The organism is Streptomyces purpureus, assembly GCF_014648195.1.
GTDB classification, from domain to species: Bacteria; Actinomycetota; Actinomycetes; order Streptomycetales; family Streptomycetaceae; genus Streptomyces; species Streptomyces purpureus.
Map to the genome: position 1 here is coordinate 435,036 of NZ_BMQQ01000001.1, position 22,961 is coordinate 457,996.

A 22,961-nucleotide genomic window follows, 5' to 3' on the forward strand; every position below is an offset into this window, starting at 1 on the left:
CCCCGATGCACCACGCTCTGATCGTCGCCCGGATGGCTCCGGAGTCGGCCCCCGACATCGCCGAGCTGTTCGCCACCTCCGACGCGGGTGAACTGCCCCATCTGGTGGGTGTCACCCGGCGCAGTCTCTTCCAGTTCGGTGACGTCTACCTGCACCTGATCGAGTCGGACCGGCCGCCCGGACCGGAGATCGCACGGCACAAGGACCACCCGGACTTCAAGGACATCAGCGCCCGGCTGTCCGCCTTCGTCAGCCCGTACGACCCGGCCACCTGGCGGGAGCCGAAGGACGCCATGGCCCGCGAGTTCTACCGGTGGCAGCGCGAGCCGGCCACCTGAGGCCGCGTGGGAACGCCCCGAACCCGGCACCGCGCCGGGCTCGGGGCGTTCGGCGGTCCGACCGCCGTGGGGTGTGCGGGTCGGATCACCCGGGCACGGTGCACTCGAAGGCGTGCAGATAGGCGTTGACCGGCCGGATCTCGTCGACGACCAGGCCGGCGTCCACCACATGGCCGACGATGCTCTCCCGGGTGTGCTTCGCGCCGCCGACGTTGAGCAGCAGCAGGAGGTCCATCGCCGTGGTGAACTTCATCGACGGGGTGTCGTCGACGAGGTTCTCGATGACGACGACCCGGGCGCCCGGACGGGCCGCGGCGATCACGTTCCGCAGGGTCCTGCGGGTGCTGTCGTCGTCCCACTCCAGGATGTTCTTGATGATGTACAGATCGGCGGCGACCGGGATGGACTCCCTGCAGTCGCCGGGGACGATCTCGGCCCGGCCGGCGAGCGGACCGCCCGGCCGCAGCCGCGCATCCGCCTTCGCGACCACCCCGGGGAGGTCGAGCAGGGTTCCCCGCAGCCGCGGGTGCTTCTCCAGCAGGCTCGCCAGCACATGCCCCTGGCCGCCCCCGATGTCGGCGACCGCCGACACACCCGTGAGGTCGAGGAGCTCCGCCACCTCCAGCGCCGACTGGGTGCTGGAGGTGGTCATGGCCAGGTTGAACACATGCGCCGACTCGTGCGCGTCCTGGTGGAGATAGTCGAAGAACCCCTTGCCGTACAGGTCGTGGAAGACGCTGTCGCCGCTGCGTACCGCGTCGTCCAGGTGCGGCCACGCCTGCCAGGTCCACGGCTCGGTGCACCACAGGGCGATGTACCGCAGGCTGCCGGGGTCGTCCTCGCGCAGCATCCGGGACATGTCGGTGTGCCGGAACGCGCCGTCCTCGGTCTCCGCGAAGATGCCGTAGCAGGACAAGGCGCGCAGCAGCCGCCGCAGCGGCCGCGGCTCGGCGCCGACCGCCTCCGCGAGCTCCGCCGCGGTGGCGGGGGAGTCCCCGAGCGCGTCGGCGACCCCCAGCCGGGCCGCGGCCCGAACGGCGGCGGCGCACGCCGCCCCGAAGACGAGCTCCCGCAGCCGCATGGCGGGCGGGGGTGTGAGCGGGGCGGTGTCGATGAGGACGGGCGCCGCGGTGGCGGTGGCGGTGAGGTTGGGACTTACCGTGGTCATACGGCCTCGTTTCTGCTGGTTACGGGCACCGCTCAGCACATCCCGGTGGGCTCGGAGATTTCGCAGGTGTTGCGCTGGAAGGTGTTGCCCGTTCCGGTGCCCCGGTTGGCCAGGTCGGCGGACTTGTTGCCGACCAGTACGTTGTTCTCGACGCGGTTCTTGACGTTCTGGGCGCCGACGAAGCTCTGGAAGAGCACGATGCCGCCGGAGAGCGGGGAGCTGCCGACGTTGTTGCGGACCAGGTTGTTGCGGACGACGGTCTGCTCGGAGCCGGTGAGGACGATGCCGGTGCCCTGGATGACGGGCAGGCGGCTGTTGCCGGGGCAGAACTTGTTGTTCTCGAAGATGTAGTTGTTGCGGATGGTCATGGCACCGGCCCACGGCTTGGTCTCGTCGCCGACGACGAACACACCACCGCAGTTGGCGCTGATGGTGTTGTTCCGTACGGACAGGTTGCGCACCCGCCGGACGGTGACCCCGATCCTGTTGCCGGTCAGGGTGTTGTCGCGGATCACGGCGCCGTGGGTGTCGATGGCGCCACCCTCGCGGTCGATGGTGTTGGCGACGAAGATGCCGGACTCCGCGTTGTCGCGGGCGATGTTGTTGCGGAACACACCGCGCGTGGACCGCTCCTGGGCCAGGCCCCAGCTGCCGTTCTTCTCGGCGGTCACGTCGCGCACCTCGAGCCGGTCGGTGCGGGTGGCCCACAGGCCGTTCTTCTTGTAGCCGCTCAGGGTCAGTCCGCGGATGGTCACCCCGTCGACCGTCTTGGCCGCGGTGCCCGTGACGCAGATGCCGTTGCCCGCCGTGGCACAGGCGCTGTCGGCCCGGGTGGCCGCCGTCGCCGGCACGAGGACGGTGCCCTCGCCCTGCCCACGGAGCGTCAGGTTCGAGGTGGTGATCCGCACGCTCCCGTGGTGGACGCCCTCCGCGAGGACGATGCTGTCGCCGGGCTTGGCGGCGTCGACCGCCGCCTGGATCGATTCGCCGAGCTGGACGGTGTGGGTGGTCGCGGCTCCGGAGGGCGCCGCGGCGCCGACTCCGGTGACGATGACCACAGCGGTGCATGCGAGGCATGTGAGCTTTTGTCGTGTCATGAGGCCGAAGTTATGGGCGATCTTGCCGACTCGCCACACGGCGTGAGCGGATGGACACATACATCGCGCAAACGGCTTCATCCCCCACCCGAAAGGTGAGCACAATCAGGGGCGTGACCGATGATCCGTTTCTGTGGCTGGAAGACGTCGAGGGCGAGGCCGCACTCGCCTGGGTGGCGGAGCGCAACGCCGAGACCGTGGGACTGCTGACCGGGGACCCCGGCTTCGCCGGACTGCGGGAGCAGGCGCGGCAAGTCCTCGACGACACCGCGCGCATCCCCTACACCGTCCGCCGGGGCCCGTACCTCTACAACTTCTGGCGGGACGCCGACCGCCCCAAGGGGGTGTGGCGGCGCACCACCCTTGAGCAGTACCAGAAGGACGAACCCGACTGGGACGTGCTCCTCGACGTCGACGCCCTCGCCCGTGCCGAGGGCGAGGAGTGGGTGTGGGCCGGGGCGCAGGTGCTGTACCCCGAGTACCGGCGGGCGCTGGTGAGGCTGTCGCCGGACGGGTCCGACGCCGTCGTGGTCCGCGAGTTCGACCTCGGCACCAGGGCGTTCGTCGACGACGGCTTCCAGGTGCCGGAGGCGAAGACCCGCATCGGCTGGATCGACGAGGACCACGTCTGGATCGGGGCCGACCTCGGTCCCGGCTCGCTGACCACCTCCGGCTATCCCCGTACCGTACGGCGCTGGCGGCGCGGCACCCCGCTGGCCGAGGCCGAGGTCGTCTTCGAGGCGGCCGCCGACGACGTCGCGGCCGGCGGCTGGCACGACCCGACACCCGGCTTCGAGCGGGACTTCGTCACCCGCTCCCGGGACTTCTGGCACAACGAACTCTTCCTGCTGGGCGCCGACGACACCCTGGTGAAGATCGACGTCCCCGACGACGCCACCGCCTACGCCCATCGCCAGTGGCTGATCGTCATCCCCCGCTCGCCCTGGCTCGGCCACCCGGCCGGCTCGCTGCTCGCCTTCGACTTCGACGCCTTCCTCGCCGGGGACCGCGAAGGACAGGGGCTGTTCGCCCCGGACGAGCGGACCGCGCTGGCCGGCCATGCCTGGACCCGCCACCACCTTGTACTTGAGACCCTGCGCGACGTCTCCACCCGGATCGAGGTCCTCACCCCCGGCCCCGACGGCTGGACCCGCGAACCCCTGGCGGACGTACCCCCGCTGGCCAGCGCGGCGATCATTGACACCGACCCCGACGTCAGCGACGAGTACTTCCTGGACGTCGACTCCTACCTCCAGCCGTCCACCCTCGTCAGGGGCGAGATCCACGCCGGAGGCGAGACCGTCAAGCAGGCCCCCGCGCACTTCGACACCGACGGGCTGTCCGTCCGTCAGCACTTCGCCACCTCGCCCGACGGCACCCAGGTGCCCTACTTCGTCGTCGGCCCCGACCCCGCGCACGGCCCCGGCCCGGCGCTGCTGTACGGCTACGGAGGCTTCGAGTACTCCCTCACCGCCGGCTACAACGCCCTCATCGGCCGGGCCTGGCTCGCCCACGGCGGCACCTACGTCGTCGCGAACATCCGGGGCGGCGGCGAATACGGCCCCGCCTGGCACCGCGCCGCGCTCGGCGCCGGCCGGCACCGCGCCTTCGACGACTTCGCGGCCGTCGCCCGCGACCTGACCGCACGCGGCATCACCACCGCCGGCCGGCTGGGCATCCTCGGCGGCAGCAACGGTGGCCTCCTCATGGGCGCCATGCTCACCCGCCACCCCGAACTCTTCGGCGCCGTCGTCGCCGAGGTACCCCTGCTCGACATGCTCCGCTTCCACCGCCTGCTCGCTGGGGCCTCATGGACGGGCGAGTACGGCGACCCGGACAACGACGCCGACCGCCCGCACCTGGCGGCGTATTCGCCGTACCACAACCTCGACCCCGACCGGTCGTACCCGCCTCTCCTGCTGCTCACCTCCACCAAGGACGACCGCGTCCACCCCGGCCACGCCCGCAAGACGGCCGCCAGGATGCGCGAGATGGGCCACCAGGTGCTCTTCTACGAGAACACCGGTGGCGGTCACGCCGGAGCCAGCGACCACGAGGAGGCCGCCTTCAACCACGCCCTGGTCCATACGTTCCTCCGGCGGCACCTGCGGCCGGGCGGAGGCGTCGACGAAGGGGACACGAGACGGTGATCTTGTAGGGTCGGGCGCTCCGGGCCGCGGAAGGGGGACGACGCCATGGGTGCGCCGGGGGAGATGAGCTCCACCGAGCGGATGACGCTCAGGTTCCACCTGCACTGCCTCGCCACGCTCGTTCCGTACGAGCTGCGGACCGCGGTCCTGGACGCCTGGCTCTCCGTGGACAAGGCGCTGTTCTTCGCCGGCATGGGCCCGCCCACGCATGTGACCCGGTGTGTGACTGAGCGCGGCGACAGCCGGCTGCGGGCCGCGCTCGCGGCCGCGGCGGGCGGCGAGACCACCCAGCTCGACCTGGTCGCCCTCGACGACCCCGCGGTCGACGCCGCGCTCGTGAACAACCCTCAGCTCCGGGAAGAGCCCGAGCAGCGGCTGAGGCTGCGCGCCCCCGCGCTCGTCGCCACCGGGCGATACCCTCATCCCGACTTCCACCGGCGGGCCCTGCTCTCGGCCGACCCCGACCTCGCGGCCGCCGCCCTGGTCGACCGGCGCGGTGCCGCCCCGCCGACCGCCCGGGCCACCGCCTGGGCCACGGTCCGGCGCCACGGCGGCACCGCGCGAACACGCGACCTCGTGGACCGGATACCCCCGCCGCTGGACCCGCTCACCGCAGGCATCGCCGAGGCCTGCGCCCAGCCCTTTCCTGAGCCCTACCTCGACATTGTCGAGGAGCACTGGCTCGGCACCGGCGCGCTGCTGAGGCGACTTCGGGCGGTGGAGCGGGAGGCGAGCCAGTGGCGGACGCGCCGGGCGTTCGAGGCGGTTCTGAAGGAGCCGTACCGGATCCACTGGCCGCTGATCTCGGCCGCCCGGCTCGGCGGTACGCTCCCGCGCCAGGCGGCCCGACTGCTGGCGCTGCGGCCGGACTGCCCGCCGGAGGTCGCGGTGGTGCTGCGGACCGGACGGCCCGCGCTCCCCGGCCGGCCCCTGTCCGCACCGACCGCCGCCATGCCCGCCACCCGAGCCGCCGCCGCGCGGAAGGCCCCGCCGTGGGTGCCCCCATGGCACCCGCCGGGCGACAGCGGCCCTCTCGGCGACACGGCCGAATCGGCACGTCAGGCGCTCGCGGCCACCCCCGTCGCGTACAGCGGGCCCGAGGGGCCGACCCTCGACCACCTCGCCGCCGTGATCGAACGCGGCCAACTCCCGGCGGCCGACGTCGCGGAGCTGGTGCGCCCGGCGTGCGTCCTTACCTCCTGGGTCGGCCAGGCCTCCGGATGCGCGGACGTCACCCGCGCCGCCTGGAGCGGACGCGCCGCGCTGCACGTCGCGACCGCCGCGCTGCTGGCCCGCTGGACGGCGGGCGAGATCCGGCCCGAGCGGTGGATCGCGATGTACCCGCTGATCAGGAACTTCCCCGGGACGCTGCCCGAACTCCTCGACGCCGTGAGCCAGGCCCCGCCGGCGGGGCAGGGGAAGAGTGCGGTCAGCCGAGCCGGGTGAGCTTGTCCACGAAGCCCGGTTCGGTCAGCGCCTCCTTCAGCGTCACCGGGGCCGACTGCGCGCCGGCCCCACTGCCGACGGTGAGCCGGCCGACCTCGGTGCCGGCCCCGGCCGCGTGCGGCAGCGGCTTGCCGCCGTCGTCGAGCGTGACCGTCAGCTTCTGCCCGGGCACACCCACGACCTCGACGTCCCGCGCCGCCACGACCGGCGTACGACGGCCCATACCGTCGTCGACGTACCCGACGACCTGCCCCTTGCGCACCGCCACGGTCGAGGTGATCGCCTCCCGGACGGCCGCGACGACCTTCTGGGTGTTGGTCTTCACCAGCGCGAGACTCCTGAGCGCCTCGGGGTCGGGGCCCTCGGCCCGCTGGCCCATCATCATGCCGACGATCAGCGGCGTCCGCGCGCCCACCGTCTTGTACGCCGCCCACATGAGCGTGCCGCCCGCGGCCGAACTGGAGCCGGTCTTGATGCCCTTGATGCTCAGTCCCGACAGAAGCAGGCTGTCGTTGTTGTTGTACAGCGGCTTCGGCAGCCCCTCGATCGGCGCGTTCGGCAGCGCCACGACCGCCCGGAACGCGTCGAACCTCATCACCGCCTCCGCCAGCTTCAGCTGGTCGACGGCCGTGGACACGGTCTTGGCGTCGAGCCCGCTGGGGTCGGTGTAGGTGGTGTCCTTCATCCCGAGCTCCTCGGCGGCGGCGTTCATCTTCGCCACGAACTCGGTGGTGGTGTCGCTGCCGGTGTCCCAGCGGGCGAGGAGCCGGGCGATGTTGTTGCCCGAGGGGATCATCAGCATCTTGAGCATGTCCTGCTGGCTGTACGTCGTCCCGGCCGTCAGCCCCTCGATCCTGGACTCGTGCTTGACCTGGCCGTCCGCCACGGCCTTGGCGTCCACCGCGATCCGCGGCCCGGCCTCGCCCTTCTTCAGCGGGTGCCCCTTGAGGATGACGTAGGCCGTCATCACCTTCGCGACACTCGCCGTCGGCACCGGCTTCTGTGCCCCGAAGGTCGCCACCTCACCGGACCCGGGGATCAGGATCGCGCCCTGCCCGTGGTCCGGCCACGGCGCCTCGAACCGGCCGGGCAGCGTGTACGCGGCCTCGGCGCCGCCCAGCGCGGGCGCGGGCAGCGGACGCAGCACCTGTACGCCGACGAGGACGGCGGCCAGCAGCAGCACCAGCGGTGCCCAGATCTTGATCCGCCGCACGAGGGAGCGGGCCGGGGTCCGCGGCGGCGGGGGAGTGTTGGTCAGCTGCGCCAGCAGATCGAGCGCGGGCATCGGCGACTCCCGCGTCCGCTCCGGCTCGGGGGCCGGCTCCGGTACGGGCGGGGGCGCGGGGGCCGGGGACGCGGGCTCTGGCTCCGGTGCGGACTCGGGGGCCGACGGTGCGGGCTCCGGCTCTGGGGCCGGCTCGGGCTTCGCCTCCGGCTCCGGCTCGGGTTCGGGAGCCGGCTCGGGAGCGGGATCGGGTTCGGTAGCGGGCTCGGGCTCCCGCTCCTCCCGCTTCTGGTTCTGCTCCTCCCCCGGCTCCTGCTTCTGCTCCGGCTTCGGCTCTTCGGGGGACGCGTCGTCCGCCGGTACCGCGTTCATCCTTGGGCCCTCTTAGCTGCGCCTGACATGTCGAGCACAGAGATGCCCGGCCCCGTCCCGTCCGTTGCGCGTCCTGTTACTTTGTTGCCAATTGGTCACATTGGCTCTGGGTCCACCACTTGTCCCAGCAGCGGTACGACAGCTCGAACAATGCGATGGCCAGGACCATGGGTATCGGGGCGTACAACCCGGACCGCCCCGTGACCATGGTCCAGGCGAACGCCCCCACACAGACGACCAGCCCGAGGGCGCACAGCCACACCTCACCCGCCCGCCACAGGCTCCTCCGACGGTCAGCGTTCACGTCCCTCTCCTTCTCGGTCCACGGCAGGGGTGGGCCCCAGCTGATACCCCCGTGATCCGCCGGGGCCCGCACGCCGTGCTTGGTCAGAGGCCGCCGGCGTAGCCGTTGCAGTAGGTCCAGTTGGCCGACTGGGACTTGGGCACGGAGCACTTCATGGTGCGCTTCTTGCCGGTCTCCGACTGGATGCCGGTGATCGTCATCTTGCCCTTGAACCAGTAGCCGGACTTGCCGTGGTAGTCGTTACGCCCGCCGGGCGTGTCGAACCACGGCGTGCACTTGTACTCCCCACGATGGTTGGTGCCGCAGACCTTCACCTCGTCCGAGTACCGCGTGTTCACCTTGACCTGCTGGCCGTTGGTGCCCGCGTACGACGCCGTCGTCGATCCGAGGAGAGTCGCTCCCGCGATCGCGAGCGTGGTCGCCGCCATGGCGCCCGTCCGTACGAAACTCATGATCCTTCTCCTTCACCGTGTCGGTGTGCGACGTGCCGGTGTGGCCCGTCGGACACCGATTCCAGCGGGGTTCGGATTGTTCAGCAGCCCTGTTCCGCGGCACTGAACAATCCCGGACGGCCTGGTGGCGGCCCGCGGGTTGGCCGGGAGGGCGCTTGTCCCGCCGCCTTCGGCGTCCGTACCTTGGCCGGTCGGACGATGATCGAACACGGGGGCGGGGCGGAGTGGGGCGTCGGGAGAAGCCGGTCGATCCGGCCGGGGGGCCGGTACAGCGGTTCGCGTTCGAGTTGCGCAAACTGCGCCAGGAGGCCGGCGGACCCTCCTACCGGTCCATGGCGCAGCGCGCCGGATTCTCGGTCACCGCCCTGTCCCAGGCGGCCGCGGGCGAGAAGCTGCCCTCGCTGACCGTGACCCTGGCGTACGTGGAGGCGTGCGACGGTGACCGCGCCGACTGGGAGGAGCGCTGGCGCGCCGCCGAACGGGAGGACGCCGGCCGGCCCGCGCCCGAGGCCGACGACGACGCCCAGCCGCCGTACCAAGGCCTGGCCCGCTTCGACCCCGCCGACGAGGACCACTTCTTCGGCCGCGGCAGCCTCACCGACGCACTGGTCGAGCACGTCGCCGCCCACCGGGTCACCGTCGTCTTCGGTCCCTCCGGCAGCGGCAAGTCCTCGCTGCTGCGGGCGGGACTGATCCCGCGGCTCAGCCGCGCCGAGAACGCCGTGGAGCGCCCGGCCGCGCTGCGCATCCTCACCCCCGGCGCCCGGCCCCTGCGCACCCACCGGCAGCTGTTCACGCCCGCGGAGGGGGAGGGGGACACCTGGCTGATCGTCGACCAGTTCGAGGAGGTGTTCACCCTCTGCCAGGATCCCGACGAGCGGACCGAGTTCGTCGACCTGCTGCTCGCGGCCGGCGACCCCGGCAGCCGGCTGCGGGTGGTGCTCGGCGTCCGGGCCGACTTCTACGGGCGCTGCCTGGAGCACCGGGGCCTGGCCGCCGCCGTGGCGGACGCCGGCGTTCCGGTCGGGCCGCTGTCCCCGGCCGAGCTGCGCGAGGTCGTCGTGAAGCCCGCTGCCGCCGCCGGCCTGGTCGTCGAACGGACCCTGACGGCACGACTGGTCGAGGAGGCCGACGGGGAGCCGGGCAGCCTGCCGCTGCTCTCGCACGCCCTCCTGGAGACCTGGCGGCACCGCCGGGGCCGCACGCTGACCCTGGAGACGTACGAGACCATCGGCGGGCTCCAAGGGGCGGTGGCCCGTACCGCCGAGGCGGCCTACACCCGGCTGAGCCCCGACCAGGGGGAGCTGGCCCGCCGCATCCTGCTCAGACTGATCACCCCCGGCGACGGCACCCCCGACACCCGGCGTCCCGTCGACCGGGCCGAGGTCGACACCGGCGACGACGCCGCGCTGGTCCTCGACCGGCTGGCCCGAGCCCGGCTGATCACCCTGGACGAGCGGACCGTCGACCTGGCCCACGAAGCCCTCATCACCTCCTGGCCCCGGCTGCGCGGCTGGATCGACGCCGACCGCGAGCGGATACGGCTGCACCGCCGGCTGACCGAGGCGGCCGTGGCCTGGGACGAACTGGACCGCGATCCCGGCGCCCTCTTCCGGGGCTCCCGGCTAGCCGCCTCCGAGGACGCCTTCCCCGAGGCGGAGCGGCCCCGGACGCTCACCCCGCTGGAAGGAGCCTTCCTCACCGCCGCCCTGGCCGCCCGCGACGACGAACGCCGCGCGGCGGCCCGTACCGCCCGGCGGCTGCGGACGTTCGCCGTGTCGGTGTCCGTCCTGCTCGTCCTCGCCCTGGTCGCCGGGGTGCTCGCCTGGCAGCAGAACCGCAGCAACGAACGCCTGCTGGTGCAGGCCGAGGCCCGCCGGATCGCCGCACTCGCCGACGACATGCGCGGCTCGGACCCGCGGACGGCGATGCGGCTGAGTGTGGCCGCGTGGCAGCTGGCGGACCTGCCGGAGACCCGGTCGGCGCTGTACGGGGCGGGGGCGCAGCGGGGACGCAAGACCCTGCGGATCCCCGGTTCCACGGTCCCCGACCTGATGCTCAGTGCGGACGGCCGTACGGCCCTGTCCGAGGTTGGTGGCCGGATCGACCGCTGGGACGTTCCCTCGCAGCGTCGCGTCTCGTCCATCCCCCGCCCCGGGGGCGAGTCCCCACTCGCCGTCTCACCCGATGGGCGGCGGGCGGTGGTCGAGAAGGACGGCGTGGCATATCTGTGGGATCTTGCCTCGGGGCGCTCGCTCGGTGAAGCCGTTCCCGCGACGGCGTGGGAGTACTCCAACGTGGGCGAGTTCGAATTCGGCCGGAGCGGCCGGACCCTGGTCTTCACGGAGATGGGGGGCGAGGATCCCCAGGAGCCGAGAGTGCGGGTGTGGGACATCGAGCAGCGTCGGTTGCTGGCGGACCGGCCAATGCCACTCCAGCCCGATGACGACTCGGGCGACGCCTGGAACTACACCCACGTCGTGAGTGCGGACGACTCCCTGCTGGCCTCTTGTGTGACCGGTCGACCGGTCGAGCTGTGGGACCTCCGCCGCGACCGGAGACTCCGCGGGGGTTGGGAGAAGGCGGCGGGAGCGGTGAATTGCGGCTCCTCCGAAATGACACTCGCGCCCGACGGCCGTCGGCTCGCATTGACCAACGGGACCGGAAGCGTCGTATGGGATGTCCGCACCGGACGGCGGACAGCGACTCTCGCCCATCAGAACCTCTCCCGCGCCGAGTTCAGCGCGGGCGGGGCATTCCTGGTCGCCACCGACGAGAAGGAGATCCTCCTGTGGCGCCTGGGCGTCGACGGCCCGGTCTTCCGTCACGCGCTGGGCAACGAGACGGCGGGAGCCTTCCGTATCGACCGGACCGGCCGCACGCTCACGTATCTGACCGGCGCGACCCAGGGCATCGTCCGGACGCTCGACCTGGGACCCGCCGTCGGCACGGTCTGGGGCGCGTCGGCGACGGTACGGGCCGAACTCAGCCCGGACGGCCGCCTGCTGGCGACCGTCCGGCACGGCAAGGACCGTAACAGCGTCCGGCTGACGGACGTACGGACCCGTCGTACGGTGGCGGACCTGCCGACCGTGCCGTGCCCCACGGATTCGGACCCCGCCGTCGCCCCGGACGGGGGCTGCGCCGCGTCGGAGCTCACCGCTTTCAGCCCCGACGGCCGGTACTTCGCCTACGGCGCCATCGGCACCGGGCCACGCCGCCCGGTCTCCGTCGTCGACACCCGGGACCCCCGGCGGACGACGGTGCTCCCTCTGGCTCCCGCCCCCGATGCCACCAACGGTGATATCGGGGACCTCGTGCTGGGCCCAGGCGGCACCCGGCTCTACGCGACGCGGACGTCCGACGGCGAACGGATCGAGGTCTGGGACGTCCGGCGCCGGATCAGGGTGCGCCAACTCGTCAGCGGGCAGGGCGACATCTCGTCATTTCAGGAGGAAGGCCGGGCCGCCGCTGTCCGCCCCGACGGCCGTCTGCTCGCCGCCGCGGCCCGGTGGGGCCCCTTGGCCTGGATCAGCGACCCCGACACCAGGCGCGCCACGCACCCCCTGCTCACCCCGACCCTCACCACGACGATCGCCTTCAGCCCCGACGGGAAGCGGCTGGCCGCCGGTGACACCCAGGGCAACGTCACCCTCTGGGACGGAGAAGTCGCCCGCAGCATCGCCGAGTTCACGCCCTCCGGCGCCGAGGGCGCGAGCCCGGTGCGGGCGCTGGCGTTCTCCCCGGACGGCACGCTCCTCGCCGCCGGTGACGACCTGGGCGGCCTGCGGCTGTGGGAGGCCACGGGCTCCGGAGGGCCGCCCCTCGGCTCGCCCCTGAGTACCGGCGGCGACCCCATCCTGTCGCTGGCCTTCTCGGCCGACGGCACCCGGCTGCACGCCGCCGGGGCCCACGTCCCGCTGCTCAGCTACGCCGTCACGCCACGGGACGTCGCCACGGAGGTGTCGCGGCGGGCCGGCGGGCCGCTGACCGAGGCGGAGTGGAAGGCGCACGTACGGTCCCTGCCGTACCGGCGCCTGTCCTGATCGACCAGCGCTCCAGGGCGCCCTTGTCACCGCTGACCTCCAGGGAGGCGGGGACTTGTCTTGCGACGCAAGGTAGTTGACGACTATCTTGTACCGCATGACAAAGGAGCTGCCCGACGCCGTCGGCCAGCGGCACAGTCAGCTCCTGCGGGGCGTGCTCGACATCTGCCTGCTGGCCCTGATCGCCGAGCGGCCGCGGTACGGCTTCGAGTTCACCCAGGCGCTCGCCGACAGCGGGCTCGACCTGGTGCGGGAAGGCAGCATCTATCCACTGCTTTCCCGGCTGGAGCGCGGCGGGCTCATCTCCTCGTACCGCGCGCCGTCCGGCAGCGGCGGCGCCCCGCGGAAGTACTACCGCCTCACCGAGGCGGGCTGCGCCGAACTCGACGGCGGCCGGGTCGCCTGGCACGGCTTCGCCGGAGCCGTCAGCGGCCTCCTGGCCGAGACCGGCGCCGACACAGACGCCCACACCGACGCCGACACCACATCCACGGGGAAGAGCACATCGTGACCAACGAGCGGATACTCGCGGTCTGCCGCAGCAACTGGGAGTACCGGGGCATCGACGACGCCTCGGTCCGCGAGATGCTGGAGGAGCTCTCCGCCCACCTCGAAGACGCCGAGGCCGCCGGCCGCACCCCCCAGGACGTCGTCGGCGACGACGTCAAGGCCTTCGCCGCCGCCTGGGCCCGGGCCAGGGCCCCGCTGTCGCGCAGGATCGCGCGCATGGCCGCCATGGCGCTGTTCGTGGTGGGCGCGGTGCTGCTCGTGCGGCACCTGGTCACCTGGAGCCTCACCCTGTCCGTCGGCGCGGACGACCTCGCCTTCTGGGCCGTCATCGCGACCTTCACGGTCGTGTGGGAGATCCGGCGCGGCGGACTCGGCCTCGGCAGAAGCTGGCTGGTCGCGCTCGCCGTCGGCCTGCCCGTCGCGATTCTCACCAGGGTCCTGGGCGGTGACGAGATCCTCTTCAGCCTTCCGCTGTGGGTCGCGCCGTTGCTGCTCCTGCCCGGGCTGCCCTACGCCGTCGCCGACGGGAGGGCCCGCAAGTCCGCTCCGGCCGAAGTGAACTGACTGTGGGTCAGGCAGCCACGCCGTCCCCGGCGACCGTAAGGACGATCTTGCCGGTGGTGCGGCCGCTCTGGCCCAGCTCATGGGCCTTGGCCACGTCCTCCAACGGCAGCACCGCGTCGACGTGGGCCCGCAGCTGCCCCGACGCGGCCAGCGCGGCCAGCTCCCGCATCCCGCCCTGGTCGGCCTCCACGATCATGAACGCGGCGCGCAGTCCGAGCGGGGCGGCCTCCTCGGCCAGTGCGGCCTCGGCCGGGGAGGCGAGGGAGACCACGATGCCGCCGGGGCGCAGCGTGCGCAGCGAGCGGGGCCCGTACTCACCGCCGATGGTGTCGACGACGACGACGTCCACGTCCCGTACCGCCTCGGCGAAGTCGGTAGAGCGGTAGTCGACGACTCGCCCCCAGGCCCCGGACGAAGTCGTGCTTGGCGGCGCTCGCCGTGCCGATGACAATGGCCCCGCGCGCCTTGGCCATCTGCACGGCCAGATGGCCGACGCCGCCGACCGCCGCGTGCACCAGCACCCGCTGGCGCGCGCGGAGCTCCGCCGTGTCCACCTGAGCGTACGGACCTTCTCGCGCCGGCTCCGGGAGGAGACCGGCACCACCCCTGGACAGTGGCTGAACCAGCAGCGCGTCGACCACGCGCGGCGCCTGCTGGAGACCACCGACCTGACCGTGGACCGCGTGGCCGCCGCGTCGGGCTTCGGCACCGCGGTCTCGCTGCGCCAGCACCTCGCGGCCACCCTGGGGGTCTCGCCCACCGCCTACCGGCAGACGTTCCGCGCCCGGGAACGCCCCGACGCGCTCCCGGACTCAGGCCCTGCCGCCGGCGCCCTCACGCCGCGCTGACCCCGCTGCGGGCCAGCGCGAACACCCCGAACACGATCAGCCCGACGCCCAGCAGCTGCGGCAGCAGCCACCACCCCGACCGCAGATGCTCCTCGAACAGCAGGACGCCCAGGATGAGGCTCACGGTCGCGTCGCCCAGGGTCAGCGCCGGCTGCGATGCGACCAGCGGGCCGCCCTGCATGGCGTGTTCGAGCAACAGCAGGGCCCCGACGCCGGTCACACAGAACGCGTACGTCTGCCACGACGTCAGGAACGCGCCGATGCCGCCCCCGTCGAGGATGTGCATGGCGGTCTTCATCAGAGCCGCCGTCAGCGCGTAGCAGATCGCGGTGCCCGCGCCCAGGCACCCGGCGCGGGCCCGGCCCGGCGGCCGCCGCAGCCCCGCGAACGCCAGCGCCACCACCGCCACCGCGCACACCGCGAGCGTCGGCACCCACCGGTCCAGCGGCACATGCGTACGGTTCCCGGCGGGCGCGGCGGCCACGAGCGCCACGCCGAGCCCGCCCACCACCCCGGCCACGGCCAGCCACAGCGCCATCGGCAGCCTCTCGCGAGCCATCAGGGAGGCGATCAGCAGAGCCAGCGGCAGCTCAAGGACGAACAGCGGCTGCACCAGCGACAGCGGCCCCGTCGCCAGGGCCGCCGCCTGCCCGACCCCGGCGGCGATCACCGCGAGGATCCCGGCGAGCCAGACCGGCCGTTTCACCAGATCGAGGACCAAGCCCGGCCGGAACGAGTCCGTGCGGGGCACGGTGAGCGCGGCGCGGCGCTGGAGCACCGTGGCGAGCGCGTTGCTGAACGCGGCGAACAAGGAGAAGAGGACCGGCAGGACGACGCCCATCCCCCGATCCTCGGCCTCCCCGCCGGGCGGCCGCGCCGCGACACCGGAACGCACCCGCTGGGGGCGGGAGTATTCGCCCGTCCGGGCCCCGCGCGGGACCGTCCCGGGCGAATCAGGCCGCCCGCGCGTGGTGCGCGGCCCGCCCGGTGGTACGTCGAACGCCATGGAGCCAGGCACGCCGCCCCAGGTCTTCCCGATGCTTCGCACGGCCGCGGCCTACGCGTGGCGCCTGCTCGCCGTCGGGGCGGTCGTCTACGCCGTCTTCGCCGTGCTCGGACGCTTCCACGAGATCGGCGTGGCCGTCTTCCTCGGGCTGGTGATCACGGCGCTGCTGCGCCCGGTCGCCGACGTGGTGGCCCGCGGCCTGCCCCGCCCGCTCGCCGTCGCCCTCACCCTGCTCGGCGGCATCGCGCTCGTGCTCGGGGTGCTCGCCCTCGTCGGCGAGGCGGTGGCGGGGGAGCGGACCACGCTGGTACGGGAGTTCCGCGAGGGCATCGAGAGGATCGAGAACTGGCTCGAACGGCCGCCGTTCCGGCTCAACCCGGAGGCGCTCTCCGATGTCCAGTCCCGCATCGGCCAGTGGCTGTCGAGCCACCGTTCGACGCTGGTCAGCGAGGCGGTGAGCGGCGCGCACCGGCTGGTGACTGTCCTCGCCACGCTGGCCCTGGGGCTGTTCTGCTCGGTCTTCTTCATCCACTCGGGCGACCGGCAGTGGGCCTGGGCGCGGGAGCAGCTGCCACGCTCCGTACGCGGCCGGGCCGAGATCGGCGCACGCGCGGCCTGGCGGACGTTCACCGGCTACACGCACGGCATCGTGCTGGTGGCCGCGACCAACGCCGTGCTCGTCGGGATCGCGCTGTGGCTGCTCGGGGTGCCGCTGGCCGTGCCGCTGGCGCTGCTGGAGTTCTTCGCCGCCTTCGTGCCGCTGATCGGCTCGCCGGTCGCCCTCGCGGTCGCCGCCGTGGTGGCGCTCGCCGCGCAGGGGCCGCTGGTGGCGCTGATCGTGATCGCGCTGATCGTGATCATCGGGCAGATCGAAGGCCATCTTCTGCACCCGCTGGTGATGAGCTGGGCCGTACGGCTCCACCCGCTGGTCGTCGCGATCTCGGTGATCGCGGGGGCGATCGCGGCGGGGGTGGTGGGGGCAGTGGTGGCCGTGCCGCTGGTGTCGGTGTTCTGGGCGGTGCTCACGGCCTTGCGTGAGGCCCGGCGGGTCGGCGCGACCGACGTGGCGAGTGAGCCGAGGGGGCCGAAGGAACTCGGCTGAGCCGGATGCGGCTCGGGGCAGGGGCGCGGATCAGGCCTGGCGCAGGGAGCGTTCGAGGCCGTCGAGGCCGTGCGGCGATTGGACGCGGGCGGGGCCGCGGGCAAGATCGTCATCCAGGTGGCGTCCCCGGAGGACTGACCCTCGGTCGATATGCGGCATTCATACCTGTGTGCGAATCTTGTGGTAGTCCCTCGCCCGAGATTCACCACAGGGAGGCACCACCGTGGGCAAGAAACAGACCCGGGTGAACCGTGGCGCCCGCACCGGCGGCCATGAGCGCAGCGCCACGGCGGAGACGAAGCAGCAGCCGAAGTCGGCGCCGACCCCGGAGACCCTGCGCGCGATCAGGGATGAGCCGGACCACAAGAAGGAGCGGAAGTTCGGCCACAACTGAGGCCGCTTCGGCACACCACGGGAACTGACCGGCCGTAGCGTCCGACTGCCTCCCCGACACCGGGGAAAGTGAGGCGGGAATGGACGCGCTGGACGTACGGCTGCGTGCGGTGGGCTGCCGTCATGGGCGCGTGGACGCCGTCAGCGGCGTGGACCTCGACGTCCCGGCCGGCGGGCGCCTGGCGCTGACCGGCACCAACGGCTCGGGCAAGACCACGCTCCTGCGGGCCGTGCTCGGCCTGCACCGGCACGCCGCCGGGGAGATCCGCGTCGGCGGCCGGGTGGCCCGTACCGCCGCCGACTGGGCCTGGCGCCGACGCGCCTGCGCCTGGGTGCCGCAGAAGCCCGCCGCGGGCCGTTTCCCGCTGCTCGCGGGGGAGTTGCTCGCCAGCAGCGGCGCGCCCGGCCAAGCGCTGGCGGCGGCCGCCAGACTTGGCGTCGCCCACCTCGCCGACCGCGCCGTGGACACCCTCTCCGGCGGCCAGCTGCAACGCACGTACCTGGCCCGCGCGGTCGGGTGCGTCGCCACCGGGGCCGGGGTCCTCCTCGCCGACGAACCCACCGCCGCCCTCGACTTCACCGGTCAGGAAGAGGCCGCCGACCTCCTGCTGTCGCTGCCCGTCACCCTGATCGTCGTCACCCACGACCGCGCCCTCGCCGCCCGCTGCGACCGCGTCGCCGAGATGGCCGCCGGCCGGCTGCGGGAGGCGGCGTGAGCTCCGTCCTCGCGGCCGACCTGGGGCAGCTCCTCCAGCTCGTACCCGTCCAGCGGGCCGGTGCCGCCCTGCTCCTCGCCGCCGTCGGGCTGCCCGTCGTCGGCGTCGTCATCGTCGGACTCGACATCATGCCGGTCCGGTTCGCGATGATGCACGTGGCCCTGCTCGGCATCGCCGTCGGACTGCTCACCGGCCTCGACCCCATGCTCTGCGCCCTGCTGGCCTGCGGCCTCGCCGGCGCCGGAGTCGCACCGCTCGCCCGCGGACCCGACGGCCTGTCCGGGGCGATGGGCCTGCTGATGAGTCTGGCCATCGCCGCCGCGCTGCTCCTGCTCGCCGTGTCCGGGGTCAACGCCTCCGGCGCCTTCGCCCTGCTGTGGGGGTCGATCCTGTCGGTCGGCGCCGCCGACCTGTTGCTGCTCGGCGCACTCGCCGTCACCGTCCCCGGCCTCTTCTGGTGGCGGCGGCGAGATCTGGCGCTGCTGCTGTACGACCGCGAGACCGCCCTCACCTCGGGTGTCGCCGTCGACCGGCTGACCCTGATCCTCCTCGTCCTGGTCGCGGTCTCCGTGGCGGGCGCGATCAAGCTGACCGGCGCCCTGCTGGTCGACGCCCTGACCCTGCTGCCCGCGCTCGCCGCCCGCCGCCTCGGCACCTCCCTGACCTCGATCACCCTCTGGGCCGTCGCGATCGGGGCCGTCGTCAACGCCGCGGGGTTCCTCGTGGCGCTCTCGCTGGACCTGCCCCCGGGCCCGGTCCTCGTCCTGACGGCCGGGGCCGTGGTCCTCGCCGTCCATCTCGTACCCGAACGGAGAATCAGCTCATGGCGCGCAACCGCGTCCGACACCCCCTCCTCCTCGCACTGACCGCGGCACTCGCGCTCACCCTCACCGCCACCGGCTGCGCCGCCTCGGACGGCGATGGCGACGGCGCGGCGAAGCGCCCGGACGGCAAGCCCCGGGTCGTGGCCACCACCACCTGGGAGGGCGCCTTCGCCAAGGCGGCCGGGGCCGAGGACGTCACGGTCATCGTGCCGCAGTCCGTGCACCACGCCCCCGACTACGACCCCAAGCCCTCCGACCTGGCGGCCGTCGCCGAGGCCGACTTCGTCCTCTACGCGCCCTTCGAGCCGTACGCCGAGAAGATCAAGGAGGCGGCCGGCTCCAAGGCGAAGCTGATCGAGGTCGGCCTCGACAACGACGCCGGCAAGGTGAACGCCGAAGTCACCCGGCTCGGCAAGGAGTTCGGCACCGAGGACGCCGCCGCCCGCTGGCAGAAGACCTTCTCCGCCGAGTACACCAAGCTCCAGGGCGAACTGAAGGCCGCCTGGCCCGGCGGCACCGCGCCCACCGCCGTCGCCCAGGTCTTCACCGCCTGGTCGGCGAAGCTCGCGGGCGCGAACGTCGTCGGCACGTACGGCCCCGAAGAGGTCACCCCCCAGCAGCTGGCCGACCTGTCGGCGAAGAAGCCCGCCCTGGTCCTGGACAACGCCCACATGTCCAACGGCACCACGCTCCCCGGCACCACCGCACGCCAGGTGAAGATCGTCAACTACCCCGGCAAGGACCTCGACCTGCTCACCGTCTACCGCGACGCGGCGACGGCCGTGAAGAAGGCGATGGGGTAACCACCCGCCCCCCTTGGGGGTGCGCCCGGGCCATCCGGGCGTACCCCCGTCGCCGTCAGGCCGCCACGCGGCCCGCCGCGCACCGCTCCCGCAGCGCCGCCCGGTCCGGCTTGCCCGCCGGGGTCAGCGGCAACTCGTCCGCCAGCAGCAGCACTTCGGGATGCTTGCGCCGCTCCAGGCCCCGCGCGTCGAGATGCGCGCCCAACTGGTCGAGCGTGAGGCCGCGCCCGTCGCGGGACACGACGCACGCCGCCAGCCGTTCCCCCATCAGCGGATCGGGGACGCCCACACACACCACGTCCCGCACCAGCGGATGCGTGGCGAGCTCGACCTCCACCTCGGCCGGGCTGATGTTGGCGCCGCCGCGTATCACCACGTCCTTGAGCCGGCCCACCACCCGCAGGCCGCCGTCCGGCCCGAGCAGGCCGAGATCGCCGGTACGGACCCAGCCGTCGGCGGTGCGGTAGCGGGCGTCCAGATCCGGCGCGCCGACGTAACAGAGCGGTGTCATCGGCCCGCGCGCGACGATCTCCCCGACCGTCCCCGCGGGCACCTCCGCCATCGGGGCGTGGCGCGGCGCGTCGGGCGAGGCGATCCGGATGTCCGCGACCCGCGGGTCGGGACGCCCCGCCCACACCCCAGGCCCGTCCAGCTCGCCAGCCGGATCCTCAAGACCCGTATGGCAGTTGACGCCGTCGGCGGAGCCGTACAGATTGACCACCGGGCAGCCGAAGACCCGCCGCGCCTCGGCCGCCGTCGCGGCGTCGAGCACCGCGCCCCCCAGCACCAGCGCCGTCGGCGACGGCAGTGCGCGCGGCTGTTCGGCCAGCCGGTCCAGCATCATGCGGATCATCGTCGGCACACCCAGCACATGCGTCGGCTCGTGCGCGACGATCGCGTCGAGGGCGGCGTCCGCGGTGAACCGCTCCAGCAGGACCAGGGTGCCGCCGTGCCGGGCGAGGGCGACGGCGGTGCCGTTGCTGCCGAACGCGGAGGCGAGCGGCACCAGGAACAGACATCGCGGCGGACGGCCGTCGGGCAGCAGCGAGGCGAGGAAGTTACCCCGTCCGCCCGCGAGCGCGTTGTGCGAGTACGCCACCATCTTCGGCTCCGCCTCCGAGCCGGAGGAGACCAGGATCCGTACGGCCGCGTCCGGGTCGGGCCGGCCCGGCCGGAACTCACCGGCGTCCGTGCGCAGCAGCCCCGCCAGCGGCACGCAGCCCTCGGGGGCGTCGCCCGGCCCGGCCGCGATCACCCAGCGCAGGAGCGGAAGTTCGCCGCGGAGCGCGAGCAGGTCCTCGGCCGGCCGGGAGCCAGCGTGCCCGACCGGGGCGAGCACGGCGACCGCCTCCGAGCGGGCCAGCAGCGAGGCCGCCTCCCGTCTGCCGCGCCCGACGGGGAACGGCAGCGCGACCGCGCCGATCGCCGCCAGCGCGAGGTCCGCCATGACGGCGTGCCGGCCCGCCGGGAGCTGCACCCCGACCACGTCCCCGGGGCGCACCCCGAGCCCGGTGAGCCCGGCGGCGAGCGACCGCACCTTACGGTCCAGTGCGGTGTAGCAGAGCTTCCCCTTGGCGTCGACGACGGCCGTCCGGTGCGGATCGGCCACCTGGTGGGCGCGGTAGAGGCTGTACAGGTCCAGGTCCGGGCAGGTCCCGTCGACCGTCCAGGAACGGCGCAGCCGGGCGGGCAGCAGATCGTGCAGCGCGAGCGTCACAGAAAGCTCCAGGGGTCGGGGACGGCGGACGCCCCATGGGCGTCCCGGGTGACCGACCGCGCTCCGGTGAAGCGCGGATCGTGGTGCAGGGCGGTCAGATCCGTGGTGACGGCGGTCGCGGCCAGGCCGTGGGTGCGCAGCAGCGCCAGGGCCTCGGCGCCGGACAGCTCCCTCAGGTCGTACGCCGCGGCCGCGGCCGCGCAGGAGTCGGTGGGCGCGATCCAGCCGTCCGCGGTGCGCAGCGGCCGCCGGAACCCGGCCGGGCGGCGCGGCGGCAGCCCTTCGGCGACGCGCCGAAGGGCCGGGGCGGTCAGGGCGTCGGCCGCGCCGAGCAGCGAGGAGTCCACCCGCACACCGCGCCCGGTCCGCTCCCGCAGCAGCAGTCCGGCGAGGACCGCCTCGGCGCCGAGCAGCCCGCCCAGGACGTCGAGGAGGGTCATCAGGGACGGTGCCGGCGGCTCGTCGGCGGGCCGGGCGGCCTCCCCGACGCCGGTGCGCGCCTGGACCATGAAGTCGGTGCCCATGGGCGCGTCCGGCACCCGGCCCGCCCAGCCGCTGGTGTACGCGTAGACGAGCGCCGGGTTCGCGGCCGCCAGGTCTTCGTGATCCAGGCCGAGTGCGGCCGCCTTGCCCGGCGCCCAGTTGTGCAGGAACACATCGGCCGAGGCGGCCAGTTCGACCAGGCGGCGCCGGTCCCCGGCCGACTTGATGTCGATCTCGACGGCCTTCTTGCCCCGGTTGAGGGCCAGCCAGCGGGCGGAGACGCCGGAACAGGCCGGCGGCATGCCGCGCAGCGGGTCGCCGCCCGGCGGCTCGATCCGGATCACCTCGGCGCCGAGCAGTCCCAGCAGATGCGCGGCGAGCGGGGCCTGCACACGGCGGCCCGCCTCCAGCACGGTGAGACCGGCCAGCGGCCCCCCTGCCGTCTCCTGCCGCTTCACACAGGTGTTGTCCGCAGCCGTGCCGTACGGGGTCAGCGTCCACGGCGGCGCCTCGCCGATGCCCCGGTCCGTGAGGGTGCGCAGCGCGCACACCTCGGTCCCCGAGGTGCGGGCCGCGGCCCGCACCTCCTCCCAGGAGGACGCGCGGGCCGTGGTGTGGAGCGCCCCGGGCAGCGGCGCGCAGGCGGTCGCGTAGCGGAACTGGAACGGGCGCCAGCCGGCCCGTACCGCCGGTTCGGGCGCGCCCAGCGCGCGCCAGAAGACCGCCCAGGACCCCGGGTCCAGGGTCTCCAGTTCGAAGAGGATGCCGTCGGCGGAGGTGAACGGCGGGCCTCCCGGCGCCAGTTCGGCCGCCTCGCCCTCGTCCGCCCCGGCCGCCGCCAGATACTGGGACACGGCGAGCAGCCCGGCCCGGTCCACACCCGTCGTCACCCGCGCGGCCCGCCCGCCGCGCGCCTGCCCCACGAGCGCCGCGAGCAGGCCCTGCACGGTGAGGACACCCGCCGCGGTGGCGGCGTAGTCGACGGCGAGCCCGCGCGGGTCGCCCTCGCGGCGCCCGTGCACGGCCATGACACCCGTGGCGGCCTGCACGGTCGCCTCGTCGACGAGCTCCGAGCTCCGCCCGGAGGACCAGACGGTACGGGCCGTGACGGGCTCGAACCCCGCGCCGGTGAGCGCGAGTTCCCCGCCCGAGGCTCCGTCGGTGCCGGTCGCCCCCAGCAGCCGCAGATGCTCCCCGACCAGGCCGCCCCAGGGCCCGGCGGGCGGCCCCGCGGCCTCAAGACCCAGACCGTCGAGCGGCCGGGCACCTCCCAGGGCGGCGGGCACCGTCCCTGCACTGACTGGCACTGCCATGCCTCTCCCTTCCCTCACCTTCCGGAACGCCGGGAACCCGGGGGCGGTCGCACCCGACCAGTTCCACGGACCAGACAGTCGGAC

20 protein-coding genes and 1 pseudogene are annotated in these 22,961 nt (G+C 73.5%); 12 read left to right on the forward strand and 9 right to left on the reverse strand.

Going from position 1 to position 22,961, the window contains the following annotated elements:
* The first annotated feature begins 5 nt into the window (after positions 1–5).
* A complete protein-coding gene (locus tag IEZ01_RS01955) occupies positions 6–338 on the forward strand; it encodes a TcmI family type II polyketide cyclase (protein ID WP_189199482.1) in 333 nt (110 codons plus the stop codon).
* 85 nt (positions 339–423) lie between these two features.
* Here IEZ01_RS01955 and IEZ01_RS01960 read toward each other — a convergent pair whose 3' ends face one another.
* Together IEZ01_RS01960 and IEZ01_RS01965 are read right to left on the reverse strand one after the other, a co-directional pair.
* Positions 424–1,506, reverse strand: coding sequence for a methyltransferase (locus IEZ01_RS01960; RefSeq protein ID WP_019891055.1), 1,083 nt, complete (start codon positions 1,504–1,506; stop codon positions 424–426).
* Between the two features lie 32 nt (positions 1,507–1,538).
* Positions 1,539–2,603: a right-handed parallel beta-helix repeat-containing protein gene (locus tag IEZ01_RS01965; protein WP_189199483.1), complete on the reverse strand. Its 1,065-nt coding sequence runs from the start codon at positions 2,601–2,603 to the stop codon at positions 1,539–1,541.
* A gap of 104 nt (positions 2,604–2,707) precedes the next feature.
* Here IEZ01_RS01965 and IEZ01_RS01970 point away from each other — a divergent pair, with 104 nt between their 5' ends.
* Positions 2,708–4,753, forward strand: coding sequence for a prolyl oligopeptidase family serine peptidase (locus tag IEZ01_RS01970; RefSeq protein WP_189199836.1), 2,046 nt, complete (start codon positions 2,708–2,710; stop codon positions 4,751–4,753).
* Between the two features lie 45 nt (positions 4,754–4,798).
* Positions 4,799–6,199: a hypothetical protein gene (locus IEZ01_RS01975; RefSeq protein WP_189199485.1), complete on the forward strand. Its 1,401-nt coding sequence runs from the start codon at positions 4,799–4,801 to the stop codon at positions 6,197–6,199.
* Here the strand turns inward: IEZ01_RS01975 and IEZ01_RS01980 are convergent.
* The 3 genes from IEZ01_RS01980 to IEZ01_RS01990 all read right to left on the reverse strand — a co-directional run bounded on the left by IEZ01_RS01980 (position 6,183) and on the right by IEZ01_RS01990 (position 8,552).
* On the reverse strand, positions 6,183–7,796 hold the full coding sequence (locus tag IEZ01_RS01980; protein ID WP_189199487.1) for a D-alanyl-D-alanine carboxypeptidase family protein: 1,614 nt from the start codon (positions 7,794–7,796) through the stop codon (positions 6,183–6,185). The genes IEZ01_RS01975 and IEZ01_RS01980 overlap by 17 nt on opposite strands.
* Positions 7,797–7,872: 76 nt before the next feature.
* A complete protein-coding gene (locus IEZ01_RS01985; RefSeq protein ID WP_019891061.1) occupies positions 7,873–8,100 on the reverse strand; it encodes a hypothetical protein in 228 nt (75 codons plus the stop codon).
* Between the two features lie 83 nt (positions 8,101–8,183).
* Positions 8,184–8,552 carry a hypothetical protein gene (locus IEZ01_RS01990; RefSeq protein WP_189199489.1) on the reverse strand — a complete coding sequence of 123 codons (369 nt, stop codon included), beginning with the start codon at positions 8,550–8,552 and terminating at the stop codon, positions 8,184–8,186.
* A 224-nt stretch (positions 8,553–8,776) separates the two neighbouring features.
* On the opposite strand from IEZ01_RS01990, the gene IEZ01_RS01995 reads away from it, so the two are divergent.
* The 3 genes from IEZ01_RS01995 to IEZ01_RS02005 all read left to right on the forward strand — a co-directional run bounded on the left by IEZ01_RS01995 (position 8,777) and on the right by IEZ01_RS02005 (position 13,672).
* Complete coding sequence (locus tag IEZ01_RS01995) at positions 8,777–12,598, forward strand: WD40 repeat domain-containing protein (RefSeq protein ID WP_189199491.1); 3,822 nt, start codon at positions 8,777–8,779, stop codon at positions 12,596–12,598.
* A gap of 97 nt (positions 12,599–12,695) precedes the next feature.
* Entirely contained in the window at positions 12,696–13,109 is a 414-nt protein-coding gene (locus tag IEZ01_RS02000) for a PadR family transcriptional regulator (protein ID WP_189199493.1), read from the forward strand.
* Positions 13,106–13,672, forward strand: coding sequence for a hypothetical protein (locus IEZ01_RS02005; RefSeq protein ID WP_189199495.1), 567 nt, complete (start codon positions 13,106–13,108; stop codon positions 13,670–13,672). Before IEZ01_RS02000 ends, IEZ01_RS02005 begins: the two co-directional genes overlap by 4 nt.
* 7 nt (positions 13,673–13,679) lie before the next feature.
* Here IEZ01_RS02005 and IEZ01_RS02010 read toward each other — a convergent pair.
* Positions 13,680–14,271: pseudogene (locus tag IEZ01_RS02010) on the reverse strand (zinc-binding dehydrogenase); the annotation flags it as partial.
* Between IEZ01_RS02010 and IEZ01_RS02015 the strand changes: the two are divergent.
* The gene (locus IEZ01_RS02015) at positions 14,158–14,520 is read left to right on the forward strand and encodes a helix-turn-helix domain-containing protein (protein WP_189199497.1); all 363 of its coding nucleotides are present in this window, start codon (positions 14,158–14,160) and stop codon (positions 14,518–14,520) included. The pseudogene IEZ01_RS02010 and the gene IEZ01_RS02015 sit on opposite strands and share 114 nt — an antisense overlap.
* Here IEZ01_RS02015 and IEZ01_RS02020 read toward each other — a convergent pair.
* The gene (locus IEZ01_RS02020) at positions 14,507–15,361 is read right to left on the reverse strand and encodes a DMT family transporter (protein WP_189199499.1); all 855 of its coding nucleotides are present in this window, start codon (positions 15,359–15,361) and stop codon (positions 14,507–14,509) included. The two genes, IEZ01_RS02015 and IEZ01_RS02020, sit on opposite strands and share 14 nt — an antisense overlap.
* Before the next feature lie 163 nt (positions 15,362–15,524).
* Here IEZ01_RS02020 and IEZ01_RS02025 point away from each other — a divergent pair, with 163 nt between their 5' ends.
* From IEZ01_RS02025 to IEZ01_RS02045, 5 genes are all read left to right on the forward strand, one after another.
* Entirely contained in the window at positions 15,525–16,628 is a 1,104-nt protein-coding gene (locus IEZ01_RS02025) for an AI-2E family transporter (RefSeq protein WP_189199501.1), read from the forward strand.
* A 223-nt stretch (positions 16,629–16,851) separates the two neighbouring features.
* The gene (locus tag IEZ01_RS02030; RefSeq protein ID WP_019891072.1) at positions 16,852–17,022 is read left to right on the forward strand and encodes a hypothetical protein; all 171 of its coding nucleotides are present in this window, start codon (positions 16,852–16,854) and stop codon (positions 17,020–17,022) included.
* A gap of 79 nt (positions 17,023–17,101) precedes the next feature.
* Positions 17,102–17,737: an ATP-binding cassette domain-containing protein gene (locus IEZ01_RS02035; RefSeq protein WP_019891073.1), complete on the forward strand. Its 636-nt coding sequence runs from the start codon at positions 17,102–17,104 to the stop codon at positions 17,735–17,737.
* Positions 17,734–18,603 (forward strand): metal ABC transporter permease, encoded by an 870-nt coding sequence (locus IEZ01_RS02040; RefSeq protein WP_019891074.1) that lies wholly within the window; start codon positions 17,734–17,736, stop codon positions 18,601–18,603. Before IEZ01_RS02035 ends, IEZ01_RS02040 begins: the two co-directional genes overlap by 4 nt.
* A complete protein-coding gene (locus tag IEZ01_RS02045) occupies positions 18,561–19,364 on the forward strand; it encodes a metal ABC transporter solute-binding protein, Zn/Mn family (protein WP_019891075.1) in 804 nt (267 codons plus the stop codon). The genes IEZ01_RS02040 and IEZ01_RS02045 overlap by 43 nt, the downstream gene beginning before the upstream one ends.
* Positions 19,365–19,419: 55 nt before the next feature.
* Here IEZ01_RS02045 and IEZ01_RS02050 read toward each other — a convergent pair whose 3' ends face one another.
* Both IEZ01_RS02050 and IEZ01_RS02055 read right to left on the reverse strand, forming a co-directional pair.
* The gene (locus IEZ01_RS02050; RefSeq protein ID WP_189199503.1) at positions 19,420–21,081 is read right to left on the reverse strand and encodes a class I adenylate-forming enzyme family protein; all 1,662 of its coding nucleotides are present in this window, start codon (positions 21,079–21,081) and stop codon (positions 19,420–19,422) included.
* Positions 21,078–22,877, reverse strand: a complete 1,800-nt coding sequence (locus IEZ01_RS02055; RefSeq protein ID WP_040875233.1) for a CoA transferase — start codon at positions 22,875–22,877, stop codon at positions 21,078–21,080. The genes IEZ01_RS02050 and IEZ01_RS02055 overlap by 4 nt, the downstream gene beginning before the upstream one ends.
* Between the last annotated feature and the right edge of the window lie 84 nt (positions 22,878–22,961).

Coding starts and splice junctions, on each gene's coding strand:
- IEZ01_RS01955 (WP_189199482.1), top strand. CDS start 6: ATGCACCACGCTCTGATCGTCGCCCGGATGGCTCCGGAGTCGGCCCCC.
- IEZ01_RS01960 (WP_019891055.1), bottom strand. CDS start 1,506: ATGACCACGGTAAGTCCCAACCTCACCGCCACCGCCACCGCGGCGCCC.
- IEZ01_RS01965 (WP_189199483.1), bottom strand. CDS start 2,603: ATGACACGACAAAAGCTCACATGCCTCGCATGCACCGCTGTGGTCATC.
- IEZ01_RS01975 (WP_189199485.1), top strand. CDS start 4,799: ATGGGTGCGCCGGGGGAGATGAGCTCCACCGAGCGGATGACGCTCAGG.
- IEZ01_RS01980 (WP_189199487.1), bottom strand. CDS start 7,796: ATGAACGCGGTACCGGCGGACGACGCGTCCCCCGAAGAGCCGAAGCCG.
- IEZ01_RS01990 (WP_189199489.1), bottom strand. CDS start 8,552: ATGAGTTTCGTACGGACGGGCGCCATGGCGGCGACCACGCTCGCGATC.
- IEZ01_RS02000 (WP_189199493.1), top strand. CDS start 12,696: ATGACAAAGGAGCTGCCCGACGCCGTCGGCCAGCGGCACAGTCAGCTC.
- IEZ01_RS02015 (WP_189199497.1), top strand. CDS start 14,158: ATGGCCGACGCCGCCGACCGCCGCGTGCACCAGCACCCGCTGGCGCGC.
- IEZ01_RS02020 (WP_189199499.1), bottom strand. CDS start 15,361: ATGGGCGTCGTCCTGCCGGTCCTCTTCTCCTTGTTCGCCGCGTTCAGC.
- IEZ01_RS02025 (WP_189199501.1), top strand. CDS start 15,525: ATGGAGCCAGGCACGCCGCCCCAGGTCTTCCCGATGCTTCGCACGGCC.
- IEZ01_RS02035 (WP_019891073.1), top strand. CDS start 17,102: ATGGACGCGCTGGACGTACGGCTGCGTGCGGTGGGCTGCCGTCATGGG.
- IEZ01_RS02045 (WP_019891075.1), top strand. CDS start 18,561: ATGGCGCGCAACCGCGTCCGACACCCCCTCCTCCTCGCACTGACCGCG.
- IEZ01_RS02055 (WP_040875233.1), bottom strand. CDS start 22,877: ATGGCAGTGCCAGTCAGTGCAGGGACGGTGCCCGCCGCCCTGGGAGGT.